At 68.2% G+C, this 26,412-nt stretch carries 26 protein-coding genes; 11 read left to right on the forward strand and 15 right to left on the reverse strand.

Translation table 11 applies throughout. The annotated features are described in order from the left end of the window. Positions 1 to 267: 267 nt before the first annotated feature. Both R3E10_11120 and R3E10_11125 read left to right on the forward strand, forming a co-directional pair. Positions 268 to 2,025, forward strand: coding sequence for an amidohydrolase (locus tag R3E10_11120; protein MEZ4416285.1), 1,758 nt, complete (start codon positions 268 to 270; stop codon positions 2,023 to 2,025). After that, positions 2,022 to 2,507, forward strand: coding sequence for a RidA family protein (locus R3E10_11125; GenBank protein MEZ4416286.1), 486 nt, complete (start codon positions 2,022 to 2,024; stop codon positions 2,505 to 2,507). The genes R3E10_11120 and R3E10_11125 overlap by 4 nt, the downstream gene beginning before the upstream one ends. Positions 2,508 to 2,550: 43 nt before the next feature. Here R3E10_11125 and R3E10_11130 read toward each other — a convergent pair whose 3' ends face one another. From R3E10_11130 to R3E10_11150, 5 genes are all read right to left on the reverse strand, one after another. After that, positions 2,551 to 3,381, reverse strand: coding sequence for a hypothetical protein (locus R3E10_11130; GenBank protein ID MEZ4416287.1), 831 nt, complete (start codon positions 3,379 to 3,381; stop codon positions 2,551 to 2,553). Beyond that, positions 3,378 to 4,667 (reverse strand): hypothetical protein, encoded by a 1,290-nt coding sequence (locus R3E10_11135; protein ID MEZ4416288.1) that lies wholly within the window; start codon positions 4,665 to 4,667, stop codon positions 3,378 to 3,380. The genes R3E10_11130 and R3E10_11135 overlap by 4 nt, the downstream gene beginning before the upstream one ends. Beyond that, positions 4,664 to 5,242 (reverse strand): hypothetical protein, encoded by a 579-nt coding sequence (locus R3E10_11140; protein ID MEZ4416289.1) that lies wholly within the window; start codon positions 5,240 to 5,242, stop codon positions 4,664 to 4,666. The genes R3E10_11135 and R3E10_11140 overlap by 4 nt, the downstream gene beginning before the upstream one ends. A gap of 53 nt (positions 5,243 to 5,295) precedes the next feature. Beyond that, the gene (locus tag R3E10_11145) at positions 5,296 to 5,826 is read right to left on the reverse strand and encodes a putative metal-dependent hydrolase (GenBank protein ID MEZ4416290.1); all 531 of its coding nucleotides are present in this window, start codon (positions 5,824 to 5,826) and stop codon (positions 5,296 to 5,298) included. A gap of 91 nt (positions 5,827 to 5,917) precedes the next feature. Beyond that, positions 5,918 to 6,994 (reverse strand): DUF1207 domain-containing protein, encoded by a 1,077-nt coding sequence (locus tag R3E10_11150; protein MEZ4416291.1) that lies wholly within the window; start codon positions 6,992 to 6,994, stop codon positions 5,918 to 5,920. 238 nt (positions 6,995 to 7,232) lie between these two features. Here R3E10_11150 and R3E10_11155 point away from each other — a divergent pair, with 238 nt between their 5' ends. After that, the gene (locus tag R3E10_11155) at positions 7,233 to 8,012 is read left to right on the forward strand and encodes a rhomboid family intramembrane serine protease (GenBank protein ID MEZ4416292.1); all 780 of its coding nucleotides are present in this window, start codon (positions 7,233 to 7,235) and stop codon (positions 8,010 to 8,012) included. A gap of 78 nt (positions 8,013 to 8,090) precedes the next feature. Here R3E10_11155 and R3E10_11160 read toward each other — a convergent pair whose 3' ends face one another. The 8 genes from R3E10_11160 to R3E10_11195 form a co-directional block, all read right to left on the reverse strand. Further along, a complete protein-coding gene (locus R3E10_11160; GenBank protein MEZ4416293.1) occupies positions 8,091 to 8,606 on the reverse strand; it encodes a hypothetical protein in 516 nt (171 codons plus the stop codon). A gap of 101 nt (positions 8,607 to 8,707) precedes the next feature. Continuing rightward, positions 8,708 to 9,622 (reverse strand): cyanophycinase, encoded by a 915-nt coding sequence (locus tag R3E10_11165; protein ID MEZ4416294.1) that lies wholly within the window; start codon positions 9,620 to 9,622, stop codon positions 8,708 to 8,710. Then, positions 9,603 to 9,872: a hypothetical protein gene (locus tag R3E10_11170; protein MEZ4416295.1), complete on the reverse strand. Its 270-nt coding sequence runs from the start codon at positions 9,870 to 9,872 to the stop codon at positions 9,603 to 9,605. The genes R3E10_11165 and R3E10_11170 overlap by 20 nt, the downstream gene beginning before the upstream one ends. Beyond that, positions 9,869 to 10,831, reverse strand: a complete 963-nt coding sequence (locus R3E10_11175; protein MEZ4416296.1) for a class I SAM-dependent methyltransferase — start codon at positions 10,829 to 10,831, stop codon at positions 9,869 to 9,871. Before R3E10_11175 ends, R3E10_11170 begins: the two co-directional genes overlap by 4 nt. Continuing rightward, the gene (locus tag R3E10_11180) at positions 10,828 to 11,124 is read right to left on the reverse strand and encodes a PqqD family protein (GenBank protein ID MEZ4416297.1); all 297 of its coding nucleotides are present in this window, start codon (positions 11,122 to 11,124) and stop codon (positions 10,828 to 10,830) included. The genes R3E10_11175 and R3E10_11180 overlap by 4 nt, the downstream gene beginning before the upstream one ends. Before the next feature lie 31 nt (positions 11,125 to 11,155). Continuing rightward, the gene (locus R3E10_11185) at positions 11,156 to 11,998 is read right to left on the reverse strand and encodes a hypothetical protein (protein ID MEZ4416298.1); all 843 of its coding nucleotides are present in this window, start codon (positions 11,996 to 11,998) and stop codon (positions 11,156 to 11,158) included. A 29-nt stretch (positions 11,999 to 12,027) separates the two neighbouring features. Then, a complete protein-coding gene (gene dnaE, locus R3E10_11190) occupies positions 12,028 to 15,555 on the reverse strand; it encodes a DNA polymerase III subunit alpha (GenBank protein ID MEZ4416299.1) in 3,528 nt (1,175 codons plus the stop codon). A gap of 31 nt (positions 15,556 to 15,586) precedes the next feature. Continuing rightward, positions 15,587 to 16,582, reverse strand: coding sequence for a DUF4837 family protein (locus tag R3E10_11195; GenBank protein ID MEZ4416300.1), 996 nt, complete (start codon positions 16,580 to 16,582; stop codon positions 15,587 to 15,589). Positions 16,583 to 16,918: 336 nt separating this feature from the next. Here R3E10_11195 and R3E10_11200 point away from each other — a divergent pair, with 336 nt between their 5' ends. From R3E10_11200 to R3E10_11210, 3 genes are all read left to right on the forward strand, one after another. Beyond that, entirely contained in the window at positions 16,919 to 17,131 is a 213-nt protein-coding gene (locus R3E10_11200) for a hypothetical protein (protein MEZ4416301.1), read from the forward strand. Further along, the gene (locus R3E10_11205; protein ID MEZ4416302.1) at positions 17,122 to 18,456 is read left to right on the forward strand and encodes a YncE family protein; all 1,335 of its coding nucleotides are present in this window, start codon (positions 17,122 to 17,124) and stop codon (positions 18,454 to 18,456) included. Before R3E10_11200 ends, R3E10_11205 begins: the two co-directional genes overlap by 10 nt. A gap of 200 nt (positions 18,457 to 18,656) precedes the next feature. Continuing rightward, entirely contained in the window at positions 18,657 to 19,349 is a 693-nt protein-coding gene (locus R3E10_11210) for a M28 family peptidase (GenBank protein MEZ4416303.1), read from the forward strand. Positions 19,350 to 19,358: 9 nt separating this feature from the next. Here the strand turns inward: R3E10_11210 and R3E10_11215 are convergent, their stop codons facing one another. Continuing rightward, positions 19,359 to 20,291, reverse strand: a complete 933-nt coding sequence (locus R3E10_11215) for a mechanosensitive ion channel (protein ID MEZ4416304.1) — start codon at positions 20,289 to 20,291, stop codon at positions 19,359 to 19,361. Between the two features lie 304 nt (positions 20,292 to 20,595). Then, positions 20,596 to 21,708 carry a magnesium/cobalt transporter CorA gene (gene corA / locus R3E10_11220; GenBank protein MEZ4416305.1) on the reverse strand — a complete coding sequence of 371 codons (1,113 nt, stop codon included), beginning with the start codon at positions 21,706 to 21,708 and terminating at the stop codon, positions 20,596 to 20,598. A 262-nt stretch (positions 21,709 to 21,970) separates the two neighbouring features. On the opposite strand from corA, the gene R3E10_11225 reads away from it, so the two are divergent. The 5 genes from R3E10_11225 to R3E10_11245 are packed head-to-tail and all read left to right on the forward strand — an operon-like array spanning position 21,971 to position 26,405. Beyond that, entirely contained in the window at positions 21,971 to 23,353 is a 1,383-nt protein-coding gene (locus R3E10_11225) for an anthranilate synthase component I family protein (GenBank protein MEZ4416306.1), read from the forward strand. Then, entirely contained in the window at positions 23,350 to 23,931 is a 582-nt protein-coding gene (locus tag R3E10_11230) for an aminodeoxychorismate/anthranilate synthase component II (protein MEZ4416307.1), read from the forward strand. Before R3E10_11225 ends, R3E10_11230 begins: the two co-directional genes overlap by 4 nt. A gap of 19 nt (positions 23,932 to 23,950) precedes the next feature. Beyond that, a complete protein-coding gene (trpD, locus tag R3E10_11235) occupies positions 23,951 to 24,952 on the forward strand; it encodes an anthranilate phosphoribosyltransferase (GenBank protein MEZ4416308.1) in 1,002 nt (333 codons plus the stop codon). Then, positions 24,949 to 25,782 (forward strand): indole-3-glycerol phosphate synthase TrpC, encoded by an 834-nt coding sequence (locus R3E10_11240; GenBank protein ID MEZ4416309.1) that lies wholly within the window; start codon positions 24,949 to 24,951, stop codon positions 25,780 to 25,782. Before trpD ends, R3E10_11240 begins: the two co-directional genes overlap by 4 nt. Further along, positions 25,779 to 26,405 carry a phosphoribosylanthranilate isomerase gene (locus tag R3E10_11245; GenBank protein ID MEZ4416310.1) on the forward strand — a complete coding sequence of 209 codons (627 nt, stop codon included), beginning with the start codon at positions 25,779 to 25,781 and terminating at the stop codon, positions 26,403 to 26,405. Before R3E10_11240 ends, R3E10_11245 begins: the two co-directional genes overlap by 4 nt. Positions 26,406 to 26,412: the final 7 nt, after the last annotated feature.

Consider the following 26,412-nt stretch of genomic DNA (forward strand, 5'->3'; position numbering starts at 1 on the left):
CTCCGGCGCCCGACAACGTCAGGTTCCGGAAATCCCCCAGCTCCTTGAGAACTGGCTTTTGGTACGTCCCGCTCACGTGATGAAACCTCCTGCTGAGCGTGGATGGGCGCCTCGAGACGGGGGGGGGCTGTCGTTGTCGTGCTGACGCAACCCACCCCGGACTCGCGGGCCGGTGCGCAGCTCGGGGCAATGGCCGTACCGCCCCCGCCTGGCGCCTCGGCCATGCGGGTCCCACCTTGCGACCCCCTTCCAGCGGAGGTGGCGAACGTGGAAGCAGGAGCCTGGCGGACCCGCGTGGCTGGCGTGCTGGCGGGCCTGGGGACCCTGGCGCTCAGCCTGGCGCTGGCCGGGTCCTGCGCGCCTACGGGGCGCACGGCGGACCTGGTCCTGACCAACGGGCATGTGGTGACCGCGGATGACGAGCGGCCCGAGGTGCAGGCCGTGGCGGTCTCCGGACACACGATCCTGGACGTGGGCTCCAACGAGGAAATGGCGGCCTACGTCGGGGACGGCACCGAGGTCGTCGATCTCCAGGGGCGACTCATGATCCCCGGCTTCATCGAGGGCCACGGTCATTTCCTGTCGCTGGGCCGCTCCCGGATGATCCTCGACCTCACCAGCGCGACCAGCTGGGACGAGATCGTGGCGATGGTGGCGGCCGCGGCCGAACGCGCCGCTCCTGGGGAATGGATCAACGGACGTGGCTGGCATCAAGAGAAGTGGACGTCGGTGCCGACGCCCAACGTGGATGGTGTTCCGCTTCACACGGCATTGAGCGCGGTCAGCCCCGACAACCCCGTACTGCTCGGACATGCCAGTGGCCACGCCGCGTTCGTCAACGCACGGGCGCTGGAGGCCGCGGGCATCGATGCGACTACGGCGGATCCCGCGGGAGGCACCATTGTGCGGGATGCGGCGGGCGAGGCGACGGGACTGCTGCGTGAAACCGCGCAGAGGCTGGTGAGTGGCGCGCAGGCGCGAGCGGAGTCGGGCCGCAGTGACGACGAGCGCGCCCGTGACTTCGCGGAGCGCGTACGGTTGGCCGGGGAGGAAGCGCTGGCCCACGGCGTCACCTCGTTCCACGACGCTGGATCCAGCTTCGCGGAGATCGAAGCGTTTCGACGAATGGACCGGGAAGGCACGCTGCCCGTCCGCCTGTACGTGATGGTCCGGCGCGAGTCCAACGAAGACATGGCCGCCCACCTCGCCGAGTACCGCGTCCTGCCGGAAGGGAACGGGCACCTGACGGTACGGGCCATCAAGCGGCAGATCGACGGCGCCCTCGGCTCGCACGGTGCCTGGCTGTTGGAGCCCTACGAAGACCTTCCCTCGTCGACGGGGCTGGTGCTGGAGGACGTCGAGGAGATCCGGCGCACGGCGGAGATCGCCATCCAGAACGGCTTCCAGGTCAACACCCACGCCATCGGGGACCGTGCCAATCGGGAAGTCCTCGACATCTACGAGGACGTCTTCGCGCGAAACCCGACCGCCACCGACCTGCGCTGGCGCATCGAGCACGCGCAACACCTGCACCCGGACGACGTGCGGCGCTTCGCGGACCTTGGCGTGATCGCTTCCATGCAGGGCGTGCACGCCACTTCGGACGGTCCCTGGATCCCCAGACGACTCGGGGAGTGGCGCTCACGCACCGGCGCCTATCTCTGGCGCTCGCTCATCGACGCTGGTGTGGTCGTGACCAACGGCACCGATGTTCCGGTAGAACGCATCGATCCGGTTGCCAACTTCTATTCGAGCGTGTCGCGCATGACCGGCGAAGGACAACGCTTCTATCCCGACCAGAAGATGACGCGCATGGAAGCGCTGCGGTCCTACACCATCAACAACGCCTTCGCTGAGTTCGCTGAGGACCGCAAAGGAACGATCACCCCGGGGAAGCTCGCGGATCTGACCGTGCTCTCCGGCGACCTCATGACCCTCCCCGAGGAAGACATCCCCCACGCAAAGGTGGATCTGACGATCGTGGGAGGGGAGATCCGCTACCGGCGACCGGGAGCCGACCGATGAAGAACGCGGGTGCATTGCTCGCTGCGTGCGTGGTGTTGCTGGGGGCCTGCACCGTGGAGAGGCGGGAGGAGGTGCCCGGCGCCACGCGCACGCCCCCCCGCGCCGAAAAGGAGATCATCCAGGTTCCAGGCGTGGCTCGGCTGCCGGTGTTCTCTCCGGCGGTGCGCGTCGGCGAGCTGCTGTTCCTGTCCGGACAGATCGGCACGGCGGGAGGCGAGCTGAAGGTCGTGGACGGGGGCGTCGGTGCCGAGACGCGGCAGACCCTGGAGAACATCCGGGCCGTGCTGGCTGCCGCCGGTGCCACGATGGAAGACATCGTCAAATGTACGGTGTTCCTTGCCGACATCGCGGACTACCCTGCGATGAACGAGGCCTACCTCGAGTTCTTTCCCTCCGATCCGCCGGCGCGCTCCGCCATGGCGGGCAGCGGGCTGGCGCTTGGTGCCCGCGTGGAGATCGAGTGTATCGCGCGCGCGCCCTGAGCCAGCTCCGAATGCGAGGGTGCCCTACGTGTGCAGAGCTTCCCTAGGGTCGGGGCAGCGAGCCGCGCAGCGCCGGATAGCGGGCCAGCTCCAGCAGCACGGGTACGGCAGCAGGGTCGTCGACCCGTAGCGTATCCAGCTCGGGGCAGCCGGCTCCGCTGCCGCTGGCGGAGATCAGGTTGCCCAGGAAGGCGTTGAGCGTCCGAACCGTGTCCGCGCCCTCGATGGCACACCCGGACACGAGGAAGAGGTTGTCCACGACGACTACGTCGGCGCCCGTGGCTGCCTCGACACCGGTGACTCCGCCGTCGAAGATGCTATGACGAACACCAGCGCGACCGGCGGCCTCCACGAGGACGCCGGTCGGGATGGCGTCCAGAAGGATCCCGTCGGCGGTCAGAGAACCGCCGGTCACGGCGATCCCCGTCTCGGTGCCTGGGCCCGCCTGGAGGCGCACGTCGTCGAGCTCGACGACCCCACTCTCCACCCGCACGACCTCCTGGGCGGAGGGGGCGCCGCGCACCGTCAGGTGCTCGATTCGACACCCGAGGCATTGGCGGACCGTGACGCCGCCCTCGAGAACGGTGGAGTCAGCTCCGGCTCCCGTGAGCACGATCCCGTCTCCGTGCAGGACCGCTCCGCCCTCCAGATGGTAGTCTCCGGCCGACAAGACCAGCCGCACGGGTGTGCGGGCGGTGTCGATGGCGTCCTGCAAGCCAGCGGCTCCGCCCGTCGCGATCGCTTGCACCGGGAGGGGGGCCGACTCGACGCGCTCAATCGCGGGCGCCGGGCCTTCACCGCCACAGGCGGCAAGGGTCAGCAGAAGCAACTCGGCGCGGAGCGGGACGTGGCGGCGTCTCCTCGAAGTCATCATGCGTCACCTCCGCCTCGACGGAACGGTAGTCGCGGGTTCACCACCGTGTTGTAGATGGACCCGAATGTGAACTCCACACCCACGAACGTCGAGAACTCGAAGTCGGTGGCCAGGGCGCGTCGCCGCAGCAGGATCTCCTCGGGGGTGGCCTCTCGCTGCGGGAGGTACAGCTGGTCACGCACCCACTCATAGGATGCTCCGGCCCGCAGGGTGAGGCCACGCACGACCCGAAAGTTGAGGTTGCCGCGCGCCGCGATGGAGTACTTGCCGGGTTCGCTGAGGAACTGAAAGGCTCCGAGCGACGCGTTGGCGGACCCCCACGGCTCGCGCTGTTCCAACACCGCCACCAGCGCATGATCGACCAGAAACTCCTCGGTCTTGTCGAACAACGTGACCTCGGAATAGTCGAAGCGGTCCAGACCCACGGAGTATTCGATGGTGAACTGGCGACGCGTCGACTCCGGCCACGGATAGACGTTGTACTCGACCGCCGGAGCCAGTCGCAGCGTGAGGTCCTGATTGCGGCGGCTGTCATGGGCAGCGGACGCCTGGGCTCCGGCGGACCAATGCGTGCTCAGCGAGCGCACGGCCGAAACTTCGGCACTGTAGGAGCGCGTGAAGCTGAGCACTTCGGTGCTGTCGACATCGAAGCGGCTCTCCTGGTAGTTGCCGAACAAGCCAGTGACAATCTTCCACTCGTCAGTCAATCGTCTACCGATGAAGCTGCCGCGGGCGGAATACGACCGGACCGACGACTCGCCCGAGAAGGAGCCGTTGGCACCGGTCGTGAACACCCAGAAGTTCCAGGGATCGTCCTGGGGCCGCACCAGCCCTCGGCGCTCCAGCGAAGGGGATTCGGTGAGGCCGATGCGGAGTCGTGCGACCATGGAGGTGGTGGCTGCGTAGCGGACCAGACCCGCTGCCAATACACGTGTGAACCCTTCCCGTGTCTCGACGTCCGTCTGCGTCTCGAGCGCCGTATAGCGTAGCGTGTCCGCCTGGCCCTGAAAGCGTCCCTGACCCAGAAACGACACCTCCATGAGCTCCGCCCGCCCGCCCGTCCGCTGCGACGTGACCAGGACGTGGACGTCGGCCACCGCGCGATCTCGCACCCAAGTGACGAAGCCGACCTGCTCACGGTAGAAATCGAAGTCGCGACAGGATGCGCGTTGACAGTCCAGGAACACGCGGATCACGTCTTCCGTGCTTTCTGCGCTCTGCCCGCGGAGGGAGGCGGGCAGCACGAACAGCGAAACGATCAGTCCCGTGCGAAACGCACGGGTCATCGAACCGGCACGATCATGATGTGCGCACCCGGCGTGCCTCCGAACATGAGCCAGGGGCCGCCCGCCACGGGACGATCGGACAGGCCGGTCGATTCCGCAGTGGCCCAAGGCACGTAGATGTTCCAACGCAGCGACGCACCGGGCGCAGTGCCGGTCGCCACGTCGAAGGCGCCACCGCTCAGGACGTAGAGGGACGCCGGCTTGTCCGGCATGGAGAGCCGACCCGCATCGGCCTCCGACCAACGAACGCGGTTGATCTCGTTTCCGTCCGTGGTCCCGGCTTCGCGCAGTGCGCGGCCCCGGGCCATGTAGGGCTCGAGCGATTCATGGTAGCAGGCCACGCTGAAGGTGTCGTCTCCGGGCGTGTCGGCCAGGCAGACCAGGTCTCCGCTGCCCTGTCGTAGCGTGACGAGCGCCCCGGAGCGGTCGAACCCGAGCACGGTGGCCGCGTCCCGCTTCTCCTCGGGCGCCGCCAGCAGGGCCGCCGTGATCTGCTGGGCGGCAGGCGGGACCTGGGCCGCCAGGCCGGAGGGAAGCAAACACAGGGCGCAGGCGATCGAGGAGAGGGCGCGCATCGAGGGTCGTGCTCCAAGGAAGGGGGACGGGGTGAACAGGTGCTTCGAGTGGCTCACCACCCCTCCCGCTCACGGAGGGCAGTGATGTGCGCGATGTGGTGTCGACCGTGCCATTCGTAGAGCTGCAGCGTGACGCGCACCGAGATCTCGTTCCACTCCGGATGTCGGAACGTGCGGCTCAGCTGCTCCGGGGCCAGTCCGCGCAGGAAGGCGATCCACCGCTCGTGCAGAACCGCCAGCAGGCGTAGCGACACGTCGATGGGGAGCTGGCTGTCGGGCAACTCGGCCCAGCGCGCCTCCTCGTACGTGCTGATCAGCGGCGTGTCTTCCGTCACGGCCTTCTTCATGCGCACATAGGCGTTCAGGTGACTGTCCGGTAGGTGATGCACCACCTGCCGCACCGTCCATCCCCCTGGGCGATAGGGAGTGTCGAGCTGTTGCTCGTCGAGTCCGGTCACCGCGGAGGCCACGGCCGCCGGCTGAGCGGCGAGCGCATCGATCAGGGAGCGTTCGGCGGAAGCGTCCAGCGCGCGGGGCGCGAACTTTCCGACCGGGTAGCGGAGTCGTTCGAGGTCGTCGGTCATGTCGTCGGGTAGGGGTGGTGGAAGGTCAGGGCGCCTGGGAGCCTACCGGTCGACGCCCGCGGGCGGTCCGTTGTTACGCGTCCCGGCCCTCTCAGAAGTCGATGGCGAAGGAGACCGCCCAGTAACGGATGTCGCCAGACCGGAACTGCCCGTGAGGCTGGGGTCCATCGTAGAAGTCCAGGGTCCACCGCACGGATCGCTCAGCCTGGAAAAAATCTCCGTACACCAAGCCGGCCGCCAGGTGCACCCAGGGCGTGCGGACGGGCGCGGTGGTGGCGTAGCGCGACCGGTTGGCCACGTCCCCGGCCAGGTAGAGGAGCTGCGGCTTGACCATGTGGTCGAGGAAGGAGTCGCGGACGCGCGCCGGATGGTCGTCGTCGGGGAAAAGCCGCCAGAATACCTCGAGGCCGCCTTGCGCCTCCCAAAGGCTTGCCAATCGCAGCGGGGGCTTGTCCGGCTCGAAGGCTGGGAAGGTCCCGTCCCAGTCCTTCGCGAATCCCTGCACATAGCGCCGCCCCCCACCATAGATCCGGCCGTAGACCGGGACGATGGAGGTCACCTGATCCGGGGAGTAGCGGTCATAGGCCAGGAGGGCTTCGTGGGCCTCGTAGCTGACGTTGTAGCGGATGAAGGTGGAGTCGACCACGGCTCCCAAGGTGAACTCGTCCCCGAGGTGGGTGCTCTCGTGGAAGAAACGCCACAGGAGCGACCAGTGCGTCAGCGGTCGGATGACCAGGGCCGCGCCGACCCTGAAATCGGTGTTGACCACATCCGAAGAGCGCGTGTCGAGATCGATCAGCGTGTGCGCCGACGCCTCCAGTGCCAGGGCCAGGCCCCGCACCTCCATGCAGTTCTCGGGCGGGTCTCGGTAGAAGTTGGCGCCCAGCACGGGGAAATGTTCGCCGAGCGAGACGTCGAAGAACCGATGGTCCCCATCGGCGGTGCTCGAGGTGAAGGGCAGGGCCTCGTCCCGGTAGGCGCGCGCCGAGAATTTCGGCGATCGCACGTCCGCAATCGGTGGCTTGAAGTACTGGTAGTCCTGGAACGCGTAGATGCGCCGGTAGTCGTGGGTCGCCGTGCAGTGCTCGGCCGGCTCCTGGGCGGCCGCTGGGACGGCAAGGCACAGCGAGGCGGTGCACACGAGAAGAAATGCGGTCTGGCGACTCATAGGCGTCGGGTGCGGGGAGGGCACGTCGCGACCTGGCAAGCGGCCCCGATCGCCAGCGTTTCCCTCGTGGCGACCTCGGTGGGCCGGGTATGGTCGGACGGTCGCCCCGGGTGGGGCCCTCGTCAAGGAATCGCTATGTTGAAACCTTCCCGTCCCGGCCAGGGGTAGGGACAGGGCGGAACCGGGGTCGCTCCGGCCGCCCGCCGTTCTTCAAGGAGGACCGAGCGCTTTGATCGGCATGACGCCCTGGGTGATGCGACTCCTGGTCGCCAACGTGGTGGTCTTCTTCGCCACCCAGGCCGCTCCCCAGCTCCGCCTCGTCCTGGCCTTCCAGCCGCTTGCCTTCGCGTCCACGCCGTGGACCCTGTTCACGTACATGTTCGTGCACGCGAACGGGTGGCACCTGCTGTTCAACATGATCGGCCTGTTCTTCTTCGGACCTCGGTTGGAGCTGCGACTGGGGAGCCGAAGCTTTCTGTGGCTGTATTTCCTGGCCGGGTTGGGTGGCGCGCTGTTCTCCTTCCTCGAGCCACGGGCGGCGGTGATCGGCGCCTCGGCGGCGGTGTACGGCGTCCTTCTGGGCTTCGCGTACTTCTGGCCCCGGGAATTGATCTACATCTGGGGCGTGTTGCCGGTACAGGCTTGGATGCTGGCCAGCTTCTTCGTTTTCGTGAGTCTCTGGAGCGGGGTATCCGGTGTGCGGGACGGTACGGCGCACTTCGCGCATCTGGGTGGGCTGGCCACCGGCTTCCTGTACCTCTGGTTCGCGGAGCAGCGGCGCAAGGCGCGGGTGAAGGCCTTTCGGCCGGATCCGGTCAACCACGGGTCGCGCTTCCAGACGCCTGGCTCGCGGGAGCGGGACGCGTTGGTTCGTTGGCGGGCCATCGACCGCAGCCAGCTGCACGCCTTGAACCGGGACGAGGTGGAGCAGCTCCTGGACCGGGCCGAGAGCGAGGGAGTGGGCAGCCTCTCGTCCGACGAGCGGGCGTTCCTGGACCGGATGTCAGGCGTGCCCTGAGGCCCGGCCGACTCGTCGCCTCACTTCCTCGAACAGCGCGCCGCTCGGCGCGGCACGCCGACTCGGGCGGCGCGTCCCCTAGGGGATCTCCGGCACTCGGGTGCGCGGCCGGTCGGTCTCGAAGGTCAGAGGGTCGATCTCGGACCAGGTCCCGCCCCGCTCGGCGTAGATCAGCGTGCGGCTTCCGCCCCCCTGGAGCGGGTAGGCAAAGAAGAGCCGCCCGCCCCGCGTGTAGAAGTTCCCGCCACCCGCGTAGTCGAAGAGATCCTCCCTCCCGAGCTCGGAGAGGCGGAACTTCCTGAGGGCGGTCCCGGTGGACTCGAAGGCCCGGATCCGCGGGGGCGAACCGCTGCCGTCTTCGTGGCCCACGACGATGTCCTCGCTCCCGTTCTCACTCAGGTCCACCACCCAGAGGTCGCTGGGATAGCCCATGCCCTCGACCTCCAGGGTCTCACGACGTCCGGCCGTCCATTGCACGCGCAGGGTCAAGGTGCCGTCTTCGCAGGCTTCATCATCCTCCAGTACGGCGATGATCTCGAGGCTGGACCCTTTGGCTTCGACACGCCGTTGGCAGTTGGGGACGGCTGTGACCATCGCCTCTTCGACCATCGTGTCAGGCGTTGCCTCGCCACGGTCCCGGCCGCAGCCCGCGGCGAGCAGGGCGGCGCAACCGACCTGTAGAAGTGGGGAGCGCCTCACCGTGGAGCCCCTGAAGGCCAAGGCTTCTTCTCGATGCGCGGCAGAGGTTGATTGCGCACCGCGGGACGCGCGGCCAGTCGAGCGGCCAGATCGAAGTGGTCCCCGGGCGCCAGGAAATAGAACTCTCCACCCGTGTCGATCTGACTCTGCCGATCGTAGATGGCGACGTACCCGCGTCCCATGACCTCGAATTCGTCTCCCTGGACGACAATGGCGGTGTTCTCGTCGATGCCGATCCCCAGGAGCTCGGGCTTGGCGCGGATCACCTCGATCAGATCGAAGTGCCGGTTGCGGCGCAGGAGGTGCTGGTCGATCCCCGCGTTCCGCAGGAAGCCGAAGCCCACCTCGTGGTCCCCCATCATGATCTCGTTGCTCTCGGTGTCGCCGCGTACCAGGTAGGAGCCCTGGATGGTGGCGCCTGCGGAAGAGCCACCGATCACGCCGCCCCGCTGCAGGAGGCGTTCCAGCTCCTCCTGGACCCGGGTGCCGAGATAGGCGTCGGCCAGGCGCCACTGGCGTCCGCCCGGGAACCAGACACCGGTGGCTCGCCTCAGGGGCTCCACGAACGTCTCCTGGTCCGCTTCGCTCCGGTCGTAGGTGTGCAGGACCGTCAGGTCGTTGGCGCCGGCGGCGCGTAGCGGGTCCAGCCCGGGATAGTACTGGTCGTAGTCGTCCTCCCCGCCCGCCGTTGGAATCACCACGATGTGGGACTGCGGGCCCCCGGCCAGCTCCACGAATCGCTGCCAGATGGCGGGGTCGGTCAGGCCCCCACCGACGATGACGAGCGAGCCGTGCTCAGGGCCCACCGTCTGGGCCGTCAGCGGCCCGGTGCCCATCCCCGCGATCAGCCCCACCGGGAGGGCGGCGATCGACAGGGCCCCTCGGAAGCGGTCAGTCGTCGTTCGGCACATCGGGACTCCACGGCGCTGGGGGAGAGGGCGTCGGAGGTGGAGAGGCACGGAACGGAAACATGAACGGCATGCCCTTCATGAACATGTTTCCCTTGAAGAACATGGTCATCATCCCCATCCCCATCATCTTGGGGGAGACCTGGGCGGACGCGTGGGTAGGCGCGGCCAGCGTGCGGATGATGGGGGCCGCGTATGCGCTGGTCTTGGCGATCCTGCGCAGGAATTCCCGGCGATCGGATGGGTCGCTCACGGTGTCTCCTCCTCCGGGAAGATATCATCGAGCGCTGCCGGCTCCGAAGCGAATTCGTGGCCGCTGCGGCACACCGCGCCGCTCCGTGCCTCCCAATGCAGCCATCCAGGGGCGCCGTCTCTCAGGGGCTGGGGAGCCACGGACGCGATGCACGGACTCCCCGCCGCAACCGCCAACGGCTCGGCGAACGGGAGGAAGACCTGGCCCCAGGGACCACAGGCCGGTCCCGGGCGGTTGCTGACCCGGTGCCCGGCCGCGACCTCCAGCTCGAACCAGAGCGCCAGACCGTGCACCGAACAGGGAGCCTCGAACGCCCAGGTGGCCGTGCCCCCCAGCGCCGCGGCCGAGGGCACCGGAAGCAGGGAGGGGGACGCGATCCGCACCGGTGGGGCGGCCAGCTCCTCGGGAGTCAGCGACACCGCGTGCGGCGTGTTCTCAGCGTAGGAAAGGGTGGGGGCCCAGTCGATGCCGTAGGCCTCGAAACGGTCGCGGCGCAGAGGCAGGAGAGACTCCCACAACCGCGCGGACGACACCGGAGCGAGAAACAACTCGGCTCGATCGGGGACCATCTGTCCCTCGGGGGCCAGGTAGCGTGCCTGGGCCCGTGCCAGCATACGCCAGGTGTCGCAGTCCAGCAGCCGGGTGGAGAAGTCCTCGAACACCAGGAGGTCCACCGGCTCCGGTAGGGTGACGTCCGGCACACGGCCGCGCAGCCACTGGATCGAACCGGCAAGCCCATTGTGCGCCGCTACGGCCTCAGCGACGTGTACGATGGCCTCGGTGTCGACGGCCCACACCCGGCTCGCGCCCGCCCGGACGGCGAAGAGCGCGAAGGTGCCGAGCCCCGTGCCGATCTCCAGAACCCGGTCGCCCGGGTGCACCCGCTCTGTGAGCGCAACCTGGAAGGCCCGGATGCGGGCTTCGTCCGCGAGCAGACTGTGATAGTAGCCGACGCTCATCGCAGGAGTCCCTGGGCGTCCAGGTTCGCCAGCGCGGCGTCCACGTCGGCGCGTATGCCCTCGAGCGAAGGTCGACCGTCGAAGTCCTCCCAGATCGCCCGAGCGATGGCGTCGCGGGTGCGCGTGCCGTCGCAGCAGAGCCATACCATGGCCGCCGCGAGGTTGAGCACGTGCACCCGGTCCGTGGTCGGATCCAGGATGACCCACTCGTCCTTTAGGGGGCGGAAGACCACATCGGAGCGGCCCCGCGGACGGGCATCCGGCTCCGCTGCGGGATGGGAAGGCGACGACATGGCGCCAAGATGGGGGCTGCCGGGCCCTCCGTCACCCCATTGCTGCACCCGACGCGTCCCCCGCGCTGGAGTCCAGCCACGCGCGCAGCGTGAGGAAGGCGGCGGCTGCGCTCCCTGCGCGCAGCAGAGCTGGAACGGCACCTTCCAGCAGGTTGGCCAGTGCGGCCAGGGCGCCGGCACGGGAAGGCCCCGAGCGCGCGTGCAGCAGTCGCTCCAGCGCGGCGGGCGGGCCGAGGGGCTCGAGGATGGCCTTCCCGCCGGGGTCGGGCTCCAGGAACACGACCCGACGCACCCGCGTCGGTTGCCGGGCCCAGCCCCCCCAGCCGGCGGGATCGATCCATACCTCGGCGGCGTCCGCGGACCAGAACGGCGTCTTACCCAGATCGAGCCCGAACTCGCGGGCGGATTCGCGGTCTACTTTGAGGTAGCGACGGAGTCCGGAGACGCGACCGTCCTCCCCGACGAAGAGCTGGTCGTCGGAGAGGAGCGGCAACCCGGCAGCGCTCAGCCGCAGCGCCAGCGTGGACTTGCCGACCCCCGACGCTCCTACCAGCAGGAGGCCGCCGTCCTTCCCCGCCACGCCGGCCCCGTGGAGTCGGGCCGGGTGCGGATCCGACTCGACCAGGGCGCAGGCCAACGCGTACTCGAGCGTGGCGGGGAGGTCGTCCAGAGAGCAGGGGCGTTCCCAGGTCGGACTGCGCACCTCGAATCCGCCCCCCACGGCATCGACCCGCAGGCGAACGTCCGCGCTCCCGGGCGGCGTGGCGACCTCGGCATACTCGGGGAGCAGCGCGGGCACCTGACGGATCACGAGTTCCTCTGCGCTCTCGACCACCACGCGTCGGTCGGCGTGGCGAAGCCAGGCCTGCAACATCGGTCCCTCGCCGTGACGATGGGCGGTGATCAGCGCTTGATCAGCTTGACCCGCCGGGCGCCCAGCAGCTCGCGGAGCGCTCGCAAGGTATCCAGGTCGGGGCGCACGGTCAGGGAGCGCGAACGCAGTCGCGGAGCCGGTCGGCCATTGTCCTCCCCGAGGCGGAACTCGACGGGTGCCTTCCCGGGGTGTCGGGTCAGAACCTCACGCACGCGCTCGAAGTCCGGGGAAGACGTGTCGGAGAACTCGAGTTCGATCTGGACGGCCAGCCGCTCGGAATCGGAGAGGTCGTCCAGGAGTTGCACGCCGTCGAGGAACACGGGCGGATCCTCCTCGTCGCGCTCGCGACCGGAGACCTTTCCCGAGATGAGCACCAGTGCGTCTTGCTGCAGCAACGCCTTGTTCTGCTCCCAGGCATCCTTGAAGGCCAGGATGGTCGCCGAACCGTGGAAATCCTCGATCGTGACCTTCCCCCACTCGGAGTTGTCGCGCCTGGAGATCTGGCGGGCCACGGCGGTGACGACACCGGCGAGCTCCACCGACTGCCCCACGCGCTCGCGCAGCGCGGTGCTGTTGGTGGCCCCGAAGGCCTCGACCACATCGCGCATGCGCTCCAGCGGATGCCCGGAGATGAAGAAGCCCAGCGCCTCCTTTTCGCGTGCCAGACGGTCCGGCTCGGTCCATTCCGGCACCCTGGGGAGGGGAGGCGCGTGGCGGGCCACGGCCGTCTCGCCACCGAAGAGGGACGCCTGACCCGCAGCCTCCTCCGCCTGACGGGCCTGCACCTCGGCGAAGGCCGTGTCGAGTCCCGCCAACAGCTGGGCGCGGTGCCCGAAGTCGTCCAATGCCCCCGCCGCGATGAGCGCTTCGGTGGCGCGCTTGCCCAAGGCCCTGAGCTCCACGCGTTCCAGGAAGTCGAAGAGACTCTTGAAGGGGCCGTCTCTGCGGGCGCGCAGGATCGAGTCCACGGCGGCCGAGCCGACGCCCTTCACCGCTCCCAGGCCGAAGCGGATGCGGTGGGGGTCGACCACCGTGAACTTCCAGCGGGACTGGTTCACATCGGGAGCCAGCACCTCGACCGGCTCTTCGAGGCGCTCGACGCTCTTCGGCAGACTACGACACTCACCGATGTAGGCGACCACGTCGTCCGTCTTGTCCAGTACCGAAGAGAGCAGCGCGGCCATGAACTCGGACGGATAGTGTGCCTTGAGCCAGGCCGTCTGGTAGGAGATCAGCGAATAGGCGGCCGCGTGGCTCTTGTTGAAGCCATAGCGACCGAACGTCTCGATCTGCTGGGCCAGGTCCTCCGCCACCCGCTTGTTCACGCCACGCTCGACTGCACGCTCGACGAACTTCCCCAGCTCCTTCTCGATCAACTCCTGGATCTTCTTGCCCACCGCCTTGCGGAGCACGTCGGCTTCGGCCAACGAGAAGCCAGCCAGCACGTTGGCGATTCGCATCACCTGTTCCTGGTAGACGATCACGCCATAGGTGGGCTCGAGCGTCTTTTCCAGGTCCGGATGCGGGTAGCGCACCGGCTCCTGACCGAGCTTGCGGCGCACGTAGACGTCGGCCATGCCGGAATCGAGCGGTCCCGGCCGGATCAGCGCGTTCGTGGCCACCAGGTCTTCGAAGCGGTCGCAGCGCATGGCGCGCAGCTTGTCCGTAGCCAGCGACGACTCGAACTGGAACACTCCCTGGGTCCCGCCGTGGGACAGCATCTTATACACAGCGGCATCGTCCAGCGGAACGTCGTCCATCGACTCGTACACGTCGCCACTGACCGGGTGGACGAGGGCCCCGTGCCGTTCCTTGACCATCGTCACCGCGTCGGAAATGACGGTCAGGGTCTTCAGGCCCAGGAAGTCCATCTTGAGCATCCCGGCGTCTTCGAGGCAGTTCATGTCGTACTGCGTCACGACGTCGGGCGCCTCGTCCCCGTTGTCCCCATTGCTACGCCCGCCCCGGCTCTGGATGCACACCGGCACGTACTCGTCCAGCGGCCCGGGAGCGATGACGACACCGGCGGCGTGGACCGACGCGTGGCGGGAAAGGCCCTCCAGCGTCATCGAGTAGTCGAACAGCTTCCGGTGGCGGTCGTCGGCCGTGTAGAGGTCTCGTACCTCCTTCAGGTTCTTGACGGCCTCTTCGACGGTGAAGCTCTGCCCCGGCGCGTTGGGGATGAGCTTGGCGATCCGGTCGGTCTCGGAGGGCTCGAAGCCCAGCGTGCGACCCACGTCGCGGATGACCGCCCGGCTCTTCATGGTCCCGAACGTGATGATCTGGCCGACGGCATCCCGCCCGTACTTCTCGCGCACGTGCTCGATGACCTCGCCCCGGCGTTCGAAGCAGAAGTCGATATCGATGTCGGGCATCGAGATACGTTCGGGATTCAGGAAACGCTCGAACAGCAGGTCGAACCGGATCGGATCGAGGTTGGTGATTCCGAGCGCATAGGCCACCAACGAACCCGCGGCCGAGCCACGACCGGGCCCGACGGGGATGCCCTGCTCGCGTGCCCAGGCGATGAAGTCCCAGACGATGAGGAAATACCCGGCGTACCCCGTCTGCGTGATCACGCCCAGCTCGTAGTCCAGGCGCTCCCGGGCCGCGTCGGGGAGCGGATCCCCGTAGCGCTCACGTGCCCCCTGCTCCGCCAGGAAGACCAGATAGTCGTTGGGGTCGGAGTAGGGTTCCGGGAGTGGGAAGTTGGGCAGGTGATAGGTTCGCTCGAACTCGAGGTCCACCTGATCGGCGATGAGGAGCGTGTTCTCCAACACGTCCGTTCGCCCGGGGAAGAAGCCCCCGATCTCCTCGGCCGACTTGAAGTACAAGCCCCCGTCGTAGCGCATGCGAGCGGGGTCCGAGAAATCCTTGCCCAGTCCGATGCAGAGCAACACGTCGTGCGCGTCGTGATCCTCGGGCTTGAGGAAGTGCGCATCGTTGGTCGCGACGACCGGAAGCCCAAGGTCCTCAGCGAGGTGGAACACGCGCTCGTTGAGCAGGAGCTGCCCTTCCGACTCGTGGGCCTGTACCTCGAGGTAGTAGCGGTCCTTGAAGACCTCCGCGTACCAGGAGGCCGCCTGGCGGGCGCCCTCGTAGTCGTCCGCCAGGAGATGACGGGCCACTTCGCCGGCCATGCAGGCGGAGCTGACGATCAGCCCCTCAGAGTGTGCTTCCAGGATCTCCCGGTCCACGCGGGGACGGTGGTAGAACCCTTGCGTGTATCCGAGCGAGCTGAGCTTGACCAGGTTGCGATACCCCGTGATGTCTCGCGCCAGCAGCACCAGGTGGTAGTAGGCGCGCTCACCCTGTCCCGAGCGTCCGCGTTCGCGCCGATCTCCCGGCGCCACGTACGCCTCCATGCCGATGATCGGCTTGATCCCTGCTTTGCGCGCTTCCTTCTGGAAGGTCCAGGCGCCGAACAGGCAGCCGTGGTCGGTCAGAGCGAGCGCGGGCATCTCGAGCTCGCCCGCGCGCCGCACCAGATCACGGATACGGTTGGCGCCGTCGAGGAGGGAGTATTCGGAGTGGGTGTGGAGGTGGACGAAGCTCACAGTTCCCGCACTACCGCCTCTGCCGCGTGTCTCAGCCGCAACGGAACGAGTTCAGAATGGTCTCGAGTTGGATCATGTACTCGTACTTCTCTTTCCCCGGCGCATACAGCCAGGCATCGAGCAGGTACAGGCGATCCTGATCCTCGCACACGATGGCCCGCATCAGGATGGGTCCGCCAGCCGGCCACCCTCCAGGGGGATTCTCCCAGGTTGCGCGGATCTCGTAGGCCTGATGCCCGGCGATGGTGCCTGGCCCGCCCTGGACGCCCTCCAACTTCACGACCTGCTCATCCTGGTAGTACTTCTTGGCGATCTCGTCCCGCCAACCGAGCAGCGTCTCCGGCTGGACGTTGGGAGGGACGGGGCTCCACCAGGTCACGGCGACCTGCCGGATCAGCTCCGAGGGGTCGGGGTTGTCGTTGCGGAAGACATAGGTGCTGTCCTGATGCTGCCAGCGATAGACTTCGGGAAGCAGTAGCTCGAAGCCCGCCTGCTGCCGGAGCGTATCGGCGAGCGCCGTGTCCCGCCCGGTGAGGAACATGCGGGCCACCACGTACGCCCGGTACTGCTCCTCGTAGAGCGAGGACAGCTCGGGGAGCAGCCGCTCCACCTGCGCGGATGGGTCGCCTTCGTTGAGCAGCACGATCGTGACCAGCTGGCTTCGGGCCCAGACGTCGTGCGCCTGCAGGATCTGGGGGGGAGCGAGTGCCACGTTGCCCTCGCGGCGCTCCAGCGCCTCCTGGATCCAAGGCTCGTTCTCGCCCCCCATGAGGAGCACCTGCTTGAACTGGCGGAGGTTGTTCCAGTCCGCCTCCCGCGGGTCGATCTGCGTGACGGTGAACGCCTTCTCGTCCGCGACGGTGAAGACCCGGCGCTCCAGCGCTTCGCGCGTCGACCCCGACACGACCTCCCAGAGCTCATTGGGGACGCCCACGATGATGCTGTTGGCGTCTCCATAGGCGCCGCTCTTCCCGCACGCGACGGGGGCGAGGCACGCAAGCAGGGTGACAACGGTGATCCTGCGCAAAGCGGTCTCCGGCTGAGCGGCAGTGTTGAGCCAGCGATTCCTCAGGGGGATACGCCGGGAGTCTCCGATTCTATCCACTTCGGGCCTCGGAGGCCACGCTTCAGGACGCTTCCGACGAGGCTCTGCCCGGCGCTCCGTGGCCCTTCGGTGGCGTGGTCACGGGAACATCCGGCGGCCCCGCGACCTACACCGGCGGACTGAGGGCGCTTGACACCCCCCGAGCGGCGACCTATAAGGGCGTGACAGGCGGCAGGCCTGCTGTGCGGCGCGAGACGATTCGGGAGTTTCGGGCCGGTCCACCTTCTCCAACACGTTTAAGGGAGGCACCCGAGGGCGATGGACACGCTTACGTGGTCGGTCGTGGATTCCGTCGATGAGATCCGGATGCGGGACGATTGGGACGAGGACGAGGAGAGCTTCGAGGGTGACCTCGACGACGTGGAAGAAGGGGACGAGGACTTCGACTGGGACGAGGACGACGACGAGGACGACGACGAGGACGAAGAGTGGGACGAGGAGTGGGAGGAAGAAGAGGAGGAGTGGGAGTAGCCCTGACGGACTTCTCCAGTCCCGCCCACGTTGCGGAGGGAGGCGGGTTCCAGGCCCCGCCTCCCTCTTTGCGTTCGGGCGCCGGAGCCGGACGCGGGGCGAGGCGGAAAGCCCGCGGCACCGCTGCCGGCGGCATGCGCTGGGCCGGGCTCGCTCTCGCCTATCTGTTCGGCTGCACCACCTTGCTGGCCGCTCAGTCCGACCCCGAGGCCCGCGGCACGCGCCCCGCTGAATACCGCGTCTACGTCGCCAACGAGTCCTCCGACCTCGTCAGCCGCGTGGTGTTCGCTCCAGGAAAGGGGGCGCGGGTGGAGAAGGAGATCCCGGTCGGGATCATGCCCGCTGACAACGACGGGGCCCACGGCATCACCGTCTCACCCGATGGCGATTTCTGGTATGTCACCGTAGCCCATGGAACGCCGTACGGCTCGTTGTGGAAGTTCCACGCAGGTCCGGACACGCTGGTGGGCCGCGCGACGTTGGGCCTGTTCCCGGCCACCATGGGAGTGACGCCGGACGGCCAGTTCATGTTCGTGGCCAACTTCAATCTCCACGGCGACATGGTGCCTTCGGACGTCTCCGTGGTCTACACCCCGCAAATGATGGAGGTGGCCCGCATCCCCACCTGCCTCATGCCGCATGGAAGTCGCCTCGATCGGACCGGGAACCGACAGTACTCTGCGTGCATGCACTCCGATCAGCTCGTGGAGATCGATCTGGGAACATTCGAGGTGAGTCGCCGGCTGTCGGTCACTCCGGGCTCGGAAGGGGCCTTGGCGCTGGAGGATCGTGGCCAGCATATGGGCCAAGATGCCGCCATGGATCACGCGGCCCACCGCCAGCGGGCGGCGATGGCCGCGGGGGAGGTGTGCTCCCCGACCTGGGCGGAGCCGGGCGCCGGTGGGCGCGCGGGGTTCGTCTACGTCGCGTGCAACAAGCACGGTGAGATCCTGGAGGTGGACGTCGAGTCCTGGTCGGTGCGCCGCCACATTCCCACGGGCAAGGCGCCCTACAACCTCGAGGCCACCGAAGACGGCCGCTTGCTGGTCGCTACGCTCAAGAGCGAGCAGGCGGTGGCCCTCATCGATCTGGAGAGCGGGCGCGAAGTGGCTCGCATCCCGACGAGCCGACCCATCACCCACGGCGTGGTCGCCAGCCCGGACAGCCGCTACGCGTTCGTCACCAACGAGGCCATCGGGTCGGTGAAAGGCACGCTCGACGTATTCGACCTCGAGCGTCGAGAGCGCGTTGCCAGCGTGGACCTGGGTCATCAGTCGGGCGGCATCGGCTTCTGGAGGATGACGCCGGTGGGTGTGCGGCCCTGAGCGGCGCCAGCGAGCAGCGCGCCGGCGCCGATCCAACTCGCCTTGAGGGACACGTCCGCGACCTCGAGGGCGTACGGCATCCGGAGCGCACCCCGGAAGCGCACGCCAAGGCCGCCCACTACATCCGCCGTCAGCTGGAGGCCGTAGGGCTCGCGCCGGAGCTACGACCCTTCGTCTTCCGGGAGCGGACCCATCACAACGTGGTGGCGGAGATCCCGGGCACCGATGCCGGCGCCCCGCGCGTCGTGATCGCCGCCCACTACGACACCGTGGCCGGTAGTCCCGGCGCCGACGACAACGCCAGTGGAGTCGCGGGCGTGCTGGAATGCGCCCGACTGCTCGCCGGGCGCCGACCGCGGGCGACGGTCGAGCTGGTGGCGTTCGATCTCGAGGAGTCGCAGCGTACCACCTACCGCGTGGGGAGTCGTCACCATGCGCGCGAGGCCCGTCGCGCGGGGGTGCGCTATGCGGGAGCCCTGGTTTTCGAGATGATCGGCTACTCGGACGAGCGGCCCGGGTCCCAGCGGGTGCCGGCGTTGATCGCCTGGAAGCGCATACCTCGGGTGGGAAACTTCCTGGCCGTGACGGGTGACGGGCAGTCGCGGCGTCTGTTGCGGACGTTCCGGGAGGCCGCGCGGGTGGCGGCGCCTGAGCTGCCGCTGGTGCCGCTGGTGACGCCCCTGCGTGGCTGGCTGGTGTGGCAGACCCGCCTGTCGGACAACGCCAGCTTCTGGTCGGAGGGCTATCCGGCCTTGATGGTCACCGACACCGCCTTCCTGCGGAACCCACACTACCATCGGCCCACTGATGTGGCCGCCACGCTGGACTACGCGTTCATGGCGTCCGTGGTCGACGCCACCATGGAGACCGTGGTCCGCCTGGCCGGCTGCTGATGCCGACGATCAGCCGGGCTCGACCTCGTCCTGGACCCGGCCCCGGAGCGCGTCCACGACGGGACGATCCAGGTGCACGTCGAGTTGCGGGAACGCCACCGTGATCCCCGCGTCCCTCAGGTAGCGCCAGATGACGTGGTTCAACTCGGACCGCGTGATGCGGGTCGTCCAGACGTCGCGCACCCAGATGGAGACGTCGAAGTCGAGGGACGAGGACCCGAAAGCCCAGAAGAGGATGCGGGGCTCACGCTTCTCTTCCTGGTGGGAGACGGATTTGGCGGCCTGCCTGAGGACCTCGAACACCTCATCCACGTCAGAGCCGTAGGCCACTCCCACCTGGGTGCGGAGCCGGTACAAGTTGTCCCGCAGCGTGTAGTTCTTGACGCTGTTCTGCACCAACTGCGAGTTGGGGATGATGATCTCCTCTTCATCCAACGTGCGCACGATGGTGGACCGGATCCGCATATCGACCACGCGTACGATCTGTCCATCGATGTTCAGGACGTCCAGCGGCGTGATGCTGCGCTCCAACAGCAGGATGATCCCCGCCACGAAGTTCTGCAGGATGGTCTGGAGCGCGAACCCGATGGCCACGGCCGCGATGGCACCGGCCGCGAACAGCGTCGAGAGGTCGATTCCAACCTGGTCGAGCGCCATGAACAGCACGATGACCAGGATCGCGTACTTCACCAGGCGCTGGACCGTACCGATCAGGCCTTCGTCGTACACGCGGCGGGCTCGGAACAAGCCCGCCACCACGCGGCGGCTCATGCGTGCGAGGAGCCAACCCAGGGCCAGCACCAGCAGGCCCGCCAGGACGTCGGATACGGCGATGTCCTGACCGCTCAGGGTGATGAGATGGGTGTCCAGCCACCCCCGCACGGTGCGTACCGCACCCTGCGTGATCTCGGCCAGGGCGGTGGAGTCGCCCGGGACTTGCATTAGGGACGCTCTGCACCAGTGGGGTACCCCGCGTTCGGAGCGCCACGGCCCCGAGCCCAAGGCGGCGCGACGATGGCATAGCCGTCGCTACGTCGAGGAGCACCAACGAAGGGGGCGGGGCCGTGCCGCCCGAACCCACGTCCTTGCATGGCTTTCACTCGCAACGTGGCGGGCGCAGGGGGGTCGCAGGGTTGATGCATCGTCTCTCCTCCTCGCCGTAGCCCTGCTACGACTCGTCGTCGTTCCTTGCCTGAACGCCCGCGAGCCCCCTGCGCGCGGGGTACCCCACTGGTGCAGAACGTCCCTAGAGCCATCGCTTTCGTCGGAAGAAGACCAGCATGCCGATCACCACGCTCACCATGACCCCGAGCAGGGCGGGATACCCCCAGCGCAGGTGCAGCTCGGGCATGTCGTCGAAGTTCATGCCGTAGAGCCCGGCCAGGAAGGAGAGCGGAATGAAGATGCTGGCCATGATGGTCAGCACCTTCATCACCTCGTTCATGCGATTGCTCTGGATGGAGAGCTGGAGGTCCATGGCGCCGGTGAGTACGTCACGCATGGTCTCGATGGCGTCGATCACCTGCACCGTGTGGTCGTAGACGTCCCGCAGGAACGTGCGCGTCTCGCGCTGGATGAGAGGCGACTCATCGCGGTACAGGGTACTCACGGCGTCGCGCAGCGGCCAAACGGCCCGCCGCAGGATCAGGGCCTCGCGCTTCAGGTGGTGGATGGCTCCCCCGCTGTGGATGCCCGCCTCGTCCAGGAGCCCTTCCTCCAGCACGTCCGCCTGGTCGGAGATGACCTCCACCACATGGAAGTAGTGGTCGACCACGGCGTCGATGAGCGCATAGGCCAGGTAGTCGGCCCCGCGCGTGCGGATGATGCCCCGTGCCGACTTGAGACGGTCGCGCACCGGGTCGAAGACGTCTCCGGGCGTCTCCTGGAAGGAGAGCACGTAGTCGGGTCCCAGGATGAGGCTGACCTGTTCGTCGCTGACCTCCATGGCCTCCGCATCGATGCGCAACATGCGCAGCACGATGAAGAGGTGGCCTTCGTAGGCCTCCGCCTTCGCCCGCTGCGTCGGATGCACGATGTCCTCGAGGACCAGCTTGTGGATGCCGAACCGGGTCCCGATGGCCTCGATCAGGGCGGTGTCGTGCAGCCCGTCGACATTGATCCAGGTGATCCCGGGCTGTGCCACCAGAGCCCGGCAGGCCTCCGCGTCCGGAAGGGTCTTTTCGTCGATGCGGGTCCCATCGAAGTCCAGTGCCGTGATGGTGACCGGCCCCTCACGGGCCACGCCGGTGTGGACGAGCGTCCCCGGAGCGGCGCCGGGCGCCTTCGCCTTGGCTCGGCCCCGCAAGCGGCGCAGGGCGCGCCGCCGGTTCCGCTTCGACTTCGGCTTGGAATTGGCCATGTCCCCACCTTCGTACGAAGGTGCCGGCCTCGCCAGTGCCAGCCGATCTTGACGGCGTCCGCCCCGGCCCCTATCCCTTCGGCCATGACTCGGCACGGCAGCTCCGCGACGGCGTCCTGGCGCCACCAGTCCTGGTGGTGGTCACACCCGTGTGTCGCGGAGGAGGTCCTCACCGGCCGCTAGGCCCAGGATCTTCAGGGTCTTCAGACGCCCGCCTCCGCGAAGGAGGCGGGCGTTTTCGTTTTCAGCGCACGGACGGGACATGCGATCGTTCTTCGACATCACCGCGGACCTGGATACGCCGGTGTCCGCGTACCTGAAGCTGAAATCCCTCGAGCCGCGCTTCCTGCTCGAGAGCGTCGAAGGCGGAGAGCGCATCGCGCGCTTCTCCTTCATCGGGCTGGGCGTCGGCTTGGAGGTCCGGTTGGACGGGGACGGGATCACGGTGGATGGCGAGCGCCGTCCGCTGCCGTCTGGTCGGAACGAGCTTCTGGCCGAGATCCGGGCCGCCGTGGAGCGCGCTCCCCGGCCCCGACCGGCCCCGCCGGGGGTGCCCTTCACGGGGGGACTGGTGGGCGCGCTCGGCTTCGGCTTGCACCGCTGGTTCGAGGAGGTGGTCGAACGCGGCCCTGCGCCGGAGCCCCCACGGGGACGGTTCTTCGCGCCGCGTTCGGTGCTGGTCTTCGACCACATGACGCGGCGCGCCGGCCTGCTGCACGATGGATCCGAGGAGGAGCGCGCGGCCCTGCGGCAGCAGGTGGTGACAGCGCTGCGGGGAGCGCTTCCGGAGCCGGCGCCCGCCGGCACGCACGAGCCGCCGGTCGGGAGCTTGTCTCCCGACGCCTTCACCGAAGCGGTGCTGCGCGCCAAACGGCACATCGAGGCGGGGGACATCTACCAGATCGTGCTGTCCATCGGCTTCAGCGGCCGGACGGATCTGCATCCCTTCGAGGTGTATCGCGCGCTACGCCTGCTCAATCCTTCGCCCTACCTTTACTACCTGGACTTCGGCGACCTCCAGATCGTGGGCTCCTCGCCCGAGGCACTGGTCACACTCAGCGGCCGCGAGGCCAGCCTGCGACCGATCGCCGGTACCCGGCCGCGCGCCCCGTCGGAAGCGGAGGACGAAGAGCGCATCCGCGATCTGCTGGCGGACCCCAAAGAGAACGCCGAGCACGTGATGTTGGTGGACCTGGCGCGCAACGACCTGGGGCGGGTGGCGGTACCGGGCAGCGTGCAGGTCACGCCCTACCGCACCATCGAGCGCTACAGCCACGTCATCCACATGGTGAGCGGCGTGCGCGGGGTGCTGGCTCCGGGAAGAGATGGTCTCGATCTCTTCGCCGCGGCGTTCCCAGCGGGAACCGTGGTAGGGGCGCCCAAGATCAGGGCCGGCGAGATCATCCGACAGTTGGAGCCGACGCCACGCGGGTTCTATGCGGGCTCGGTCGGATACTTCGGGGCGGGCGGCACGCTCGACCAGGCCATCGCCATCCGCACGCTGGTCTTCGAGAACGGACGCTACACCTATCAGGCGGGCGCCGGCATCGTGGCGGACAGCGATCCCGTCCGCGAATACCAGGAGGTTCTCGCCAAGAGCGAGGCGCTCAGGTCCGCGCTGGCCTGGGCCCAGGAGGGACTATGACCACGTCGGCGCGCGTGCTGTTGATCGACAACTACGATTCCTTCACCTACAACCTCGTGCAGGCCTTCCAGGTCCTGGGCGCCGATGTCGACGTACGCCGCAACGACGAGGTCGGGGTCGACATTCTCGATCATGCCCGTCCGACCCATCTGGTGATCTCACCCGGGCCGGGCCATCCCGCGGACGCGGGCGCGTCGGTGGACGTGATCCGGGCCGCGGCCGGCCGGGTCCCGGTGCTGGGCGTTTGTCTGGGACATCAGGCCATCGCGGTTGCACACGGCCTGGAGGTGGGCCGCGCCGGGCGTCTCATGCACGGGAAGACCTCGCGCGTGTACCACGACCACCGCACCCTGTTCGAGGGGTTGCCCAATCCCTTCGAGGCGGGCCGCTACCACTCGTTGGCCGTGGCCGAGCCGCCGGAAGAGAGCGGGCTGGTGGTGTCCGCCTACACGTCGGACGGGGAGGTGATGGGGGTGCGACACCGGCAGCTGCCCATCGAAGGGGTCCAGTTCCACCCCGAGAGCATCCTGACGCCCGAAGGCGGGCGTCTCCTCAAGAACTTCCTGACCCAGCGCTGAACAAAGGAGGATCGTTCCGATGGCCGACGTCCTGGACCGGCTGGTGAGGGGAGAGGATCTCGAACAAGGAGAGGCGAAGGAGCTGCTCGACCGGCTCACCGATCCTCGCACCGACCCTATCTGGTCGGGCGGCGTGCTGGCGGCGCTTCATGGCAAGGGAGAGACAGCCGCGGAGGTCCGAGGCTTCGCGGAGGGGCTGCAGGCGCGCGCGCACCGGGTCGCGCTGCCTGCGGACCTGCCTGCCGTCGACATCGTGGGGACGGGCGGCGACGGGTCCGGCAGCTACAACCTCTCGACCGGCGCGGCGCTGCTTGTCGCTGCCGCCGGCGTGCCCGTGGTCAAGCATGGCAACCGCTCCATCTCCAGCGCCTCGGGAGCGGCGGACGTGCTGGATCGCCTCGGGTACCAGCGGCCGCAGCGGGCCGACGAGGTGGTCGCCCGCCTGCGTGCCCAGGGCTTCGTGTTCCTGTTCGCGCCCGACTTCCATCCGGCCATGCGTACGGTGGCGCCGGTCCGGCAGGCCTTGGGCATTCGCACGATCTTCAACATCCTGGGTCCGTTGGCCAATCCCGCTGCGCCGCCCTTCCATGTGATCGGCGCCTACAGCGCCGACATGGCGCGCCTCATGGCGGACGCCCTTGCGGGTATGGAAGTGGCGCGGGCGTTCGTGGTCCACGGTGAGCCGGGTTGGGACGAAGCCACTCCCGTGGGTCCGTTCCTGTTGCTGGACGTGCGATCCGGAAGCGTCCGCGAGCATACGCGCGACCCGGAGGAGGTGGGCATCGGGCGCTGCGATCCGGCGGCCCTGCGCGGGGGCGACCCGGCCTACAATGCCAACGCCCTGCGCAGTGTCTTCGAAGGCGAAGCGGGCCCGCACGCGGACGCCTTGGTGTTGTCCGCCGGCCTGGCGTTGGAGGTGACCGGTGTGGCGACGTCCTGGCAGAAGGGAGTCCAGCGTGCGCAGGAGGTGTTGGAGACGGGGCAAGCACGTGCCTTCCTGGACCAGCTGACGCAGGCATGAGCGGCTTTCTGGAACGCATGGCGGCGTCGAGCGCGCAGCGCGCCCGCCTTGCCCGCGACCACACCTCTGCCGCGGAGCTGCTGCGACGGGCGGAGGCTCAGGCCCCGCCACGACCGATCCACCTGCACGAACGCTTCGATCTGATCAGCGAGATCAAGTTCCGCTCGCCCGCCGAGGGCGCGCTCGGCCAGAGCGGTGGGGGGAGCGCGACTCCACTGCAGCGGGCGGGCGCGTACGAGCAGGGGGGCGCGGCCTGCCTCTCGGTGCTGACCGAGCCACTCGAGTTCCACGGGTCGTTGGAGCACCTGGAACAGGCGGTGGCCGCGGTGGACGTTCCCGTGATGCGGAAGGACTTCCTGGTGGACGTCCACCAGGTGCTGGAGGCCCGCGCGGCCGGCGCCTCCGGGGTTCTGCTCATTGCGCGTATCCTGTCGGATGCGGCCTTGGACGAGTTGTGCGCGGCCGCCCATGCGCTGGGCCTCTTCGTGCTGGCGGAGGCGTTCGACGAAGTGGACCTGGAGCGCATCGGCCGCGTGCTGAGCCCGGCGCGCTCGAGCGGGTCGGGTCCCGTGGACCTGCTGGTGGGTGTCAACACGCGTGACCTGACCACCCTGGCGGTGGATCCTGCCCGATTGAGTCGGGTACGCCCGGCCCTTCCGGCGGACTGGATCACAGTGGCCGAGTCGGGCATCACGCATCCTGCCGACGCAGCCGAAGCGGCCCGACTCGGATACCGGATGGCGTTGGTGGGCAGCGCGCTCATGCGGAGCGACGATCCGCGGAGCACGGTCGAGGAGCTGCTGGCGGCGGGACGGGGGGCCACGACATGAGGGTGCGGGTCAAGATCTGCGGCGTGCGCTCGACCGAGGCCATCCGGGCGGCGGTCGACGCCGGGGCGGACGCCCTGGGACTGGTCTTCGCCATCTCGCCCCGTCAGGTCGAGATTCCCGAGGCTCGGGCCCTGGCCGACGAGATTCCGGCGTTCGTGTCGACGGTCGGCGTGTTCCGCTATCCGTCCGTGGAAGAGGTCGACGCCGTGCTCGCCCAGGTGCCGCTCGACCTGGTGCAGACCGAGCCCGGGCGTGGCATCCTGGGGAAGGTGCCGGGTCCCCGCTTGCTGCCGGTCTTCCACGACTCCGACGACCTCATCGAGCGCGCGAACCGGTTCCGTGAGGCCTACGGGTTCCATCGGCCCCTGTTGTTGGAGGGGCCGGGCCGAGGCGGACAGGGCGTGCGGCCCAACTGGATGCGCGCGACCGCGCTGGCGCGGGTCGGGCGACTGGTCCTGGCGGGTGGACTCGATCCGGACAACGTGGCCGACGCAGTGGAGCGCGTGCGTCCCTACGGTGTCGACGTCTCCAGCGGCGTCGAGGAAGGCGGTCGTAAGGATGCGGGCCGCATCCGCGCCTTCGTGCAGGCAGTGCGCGCTGCGGAGAATGCATCCAGCCCATGATGAGCAC

Source organism: Gemmatimonadota bacterium (assembly GCA_041390105.1).
In the GTDB taxonomy this organism is placed as follows: Bacteria; Gemmatimonadota; Gemmatimonadetes; order Longimicrobiales; family Gaopeijiaceae; genus JAGQIF01.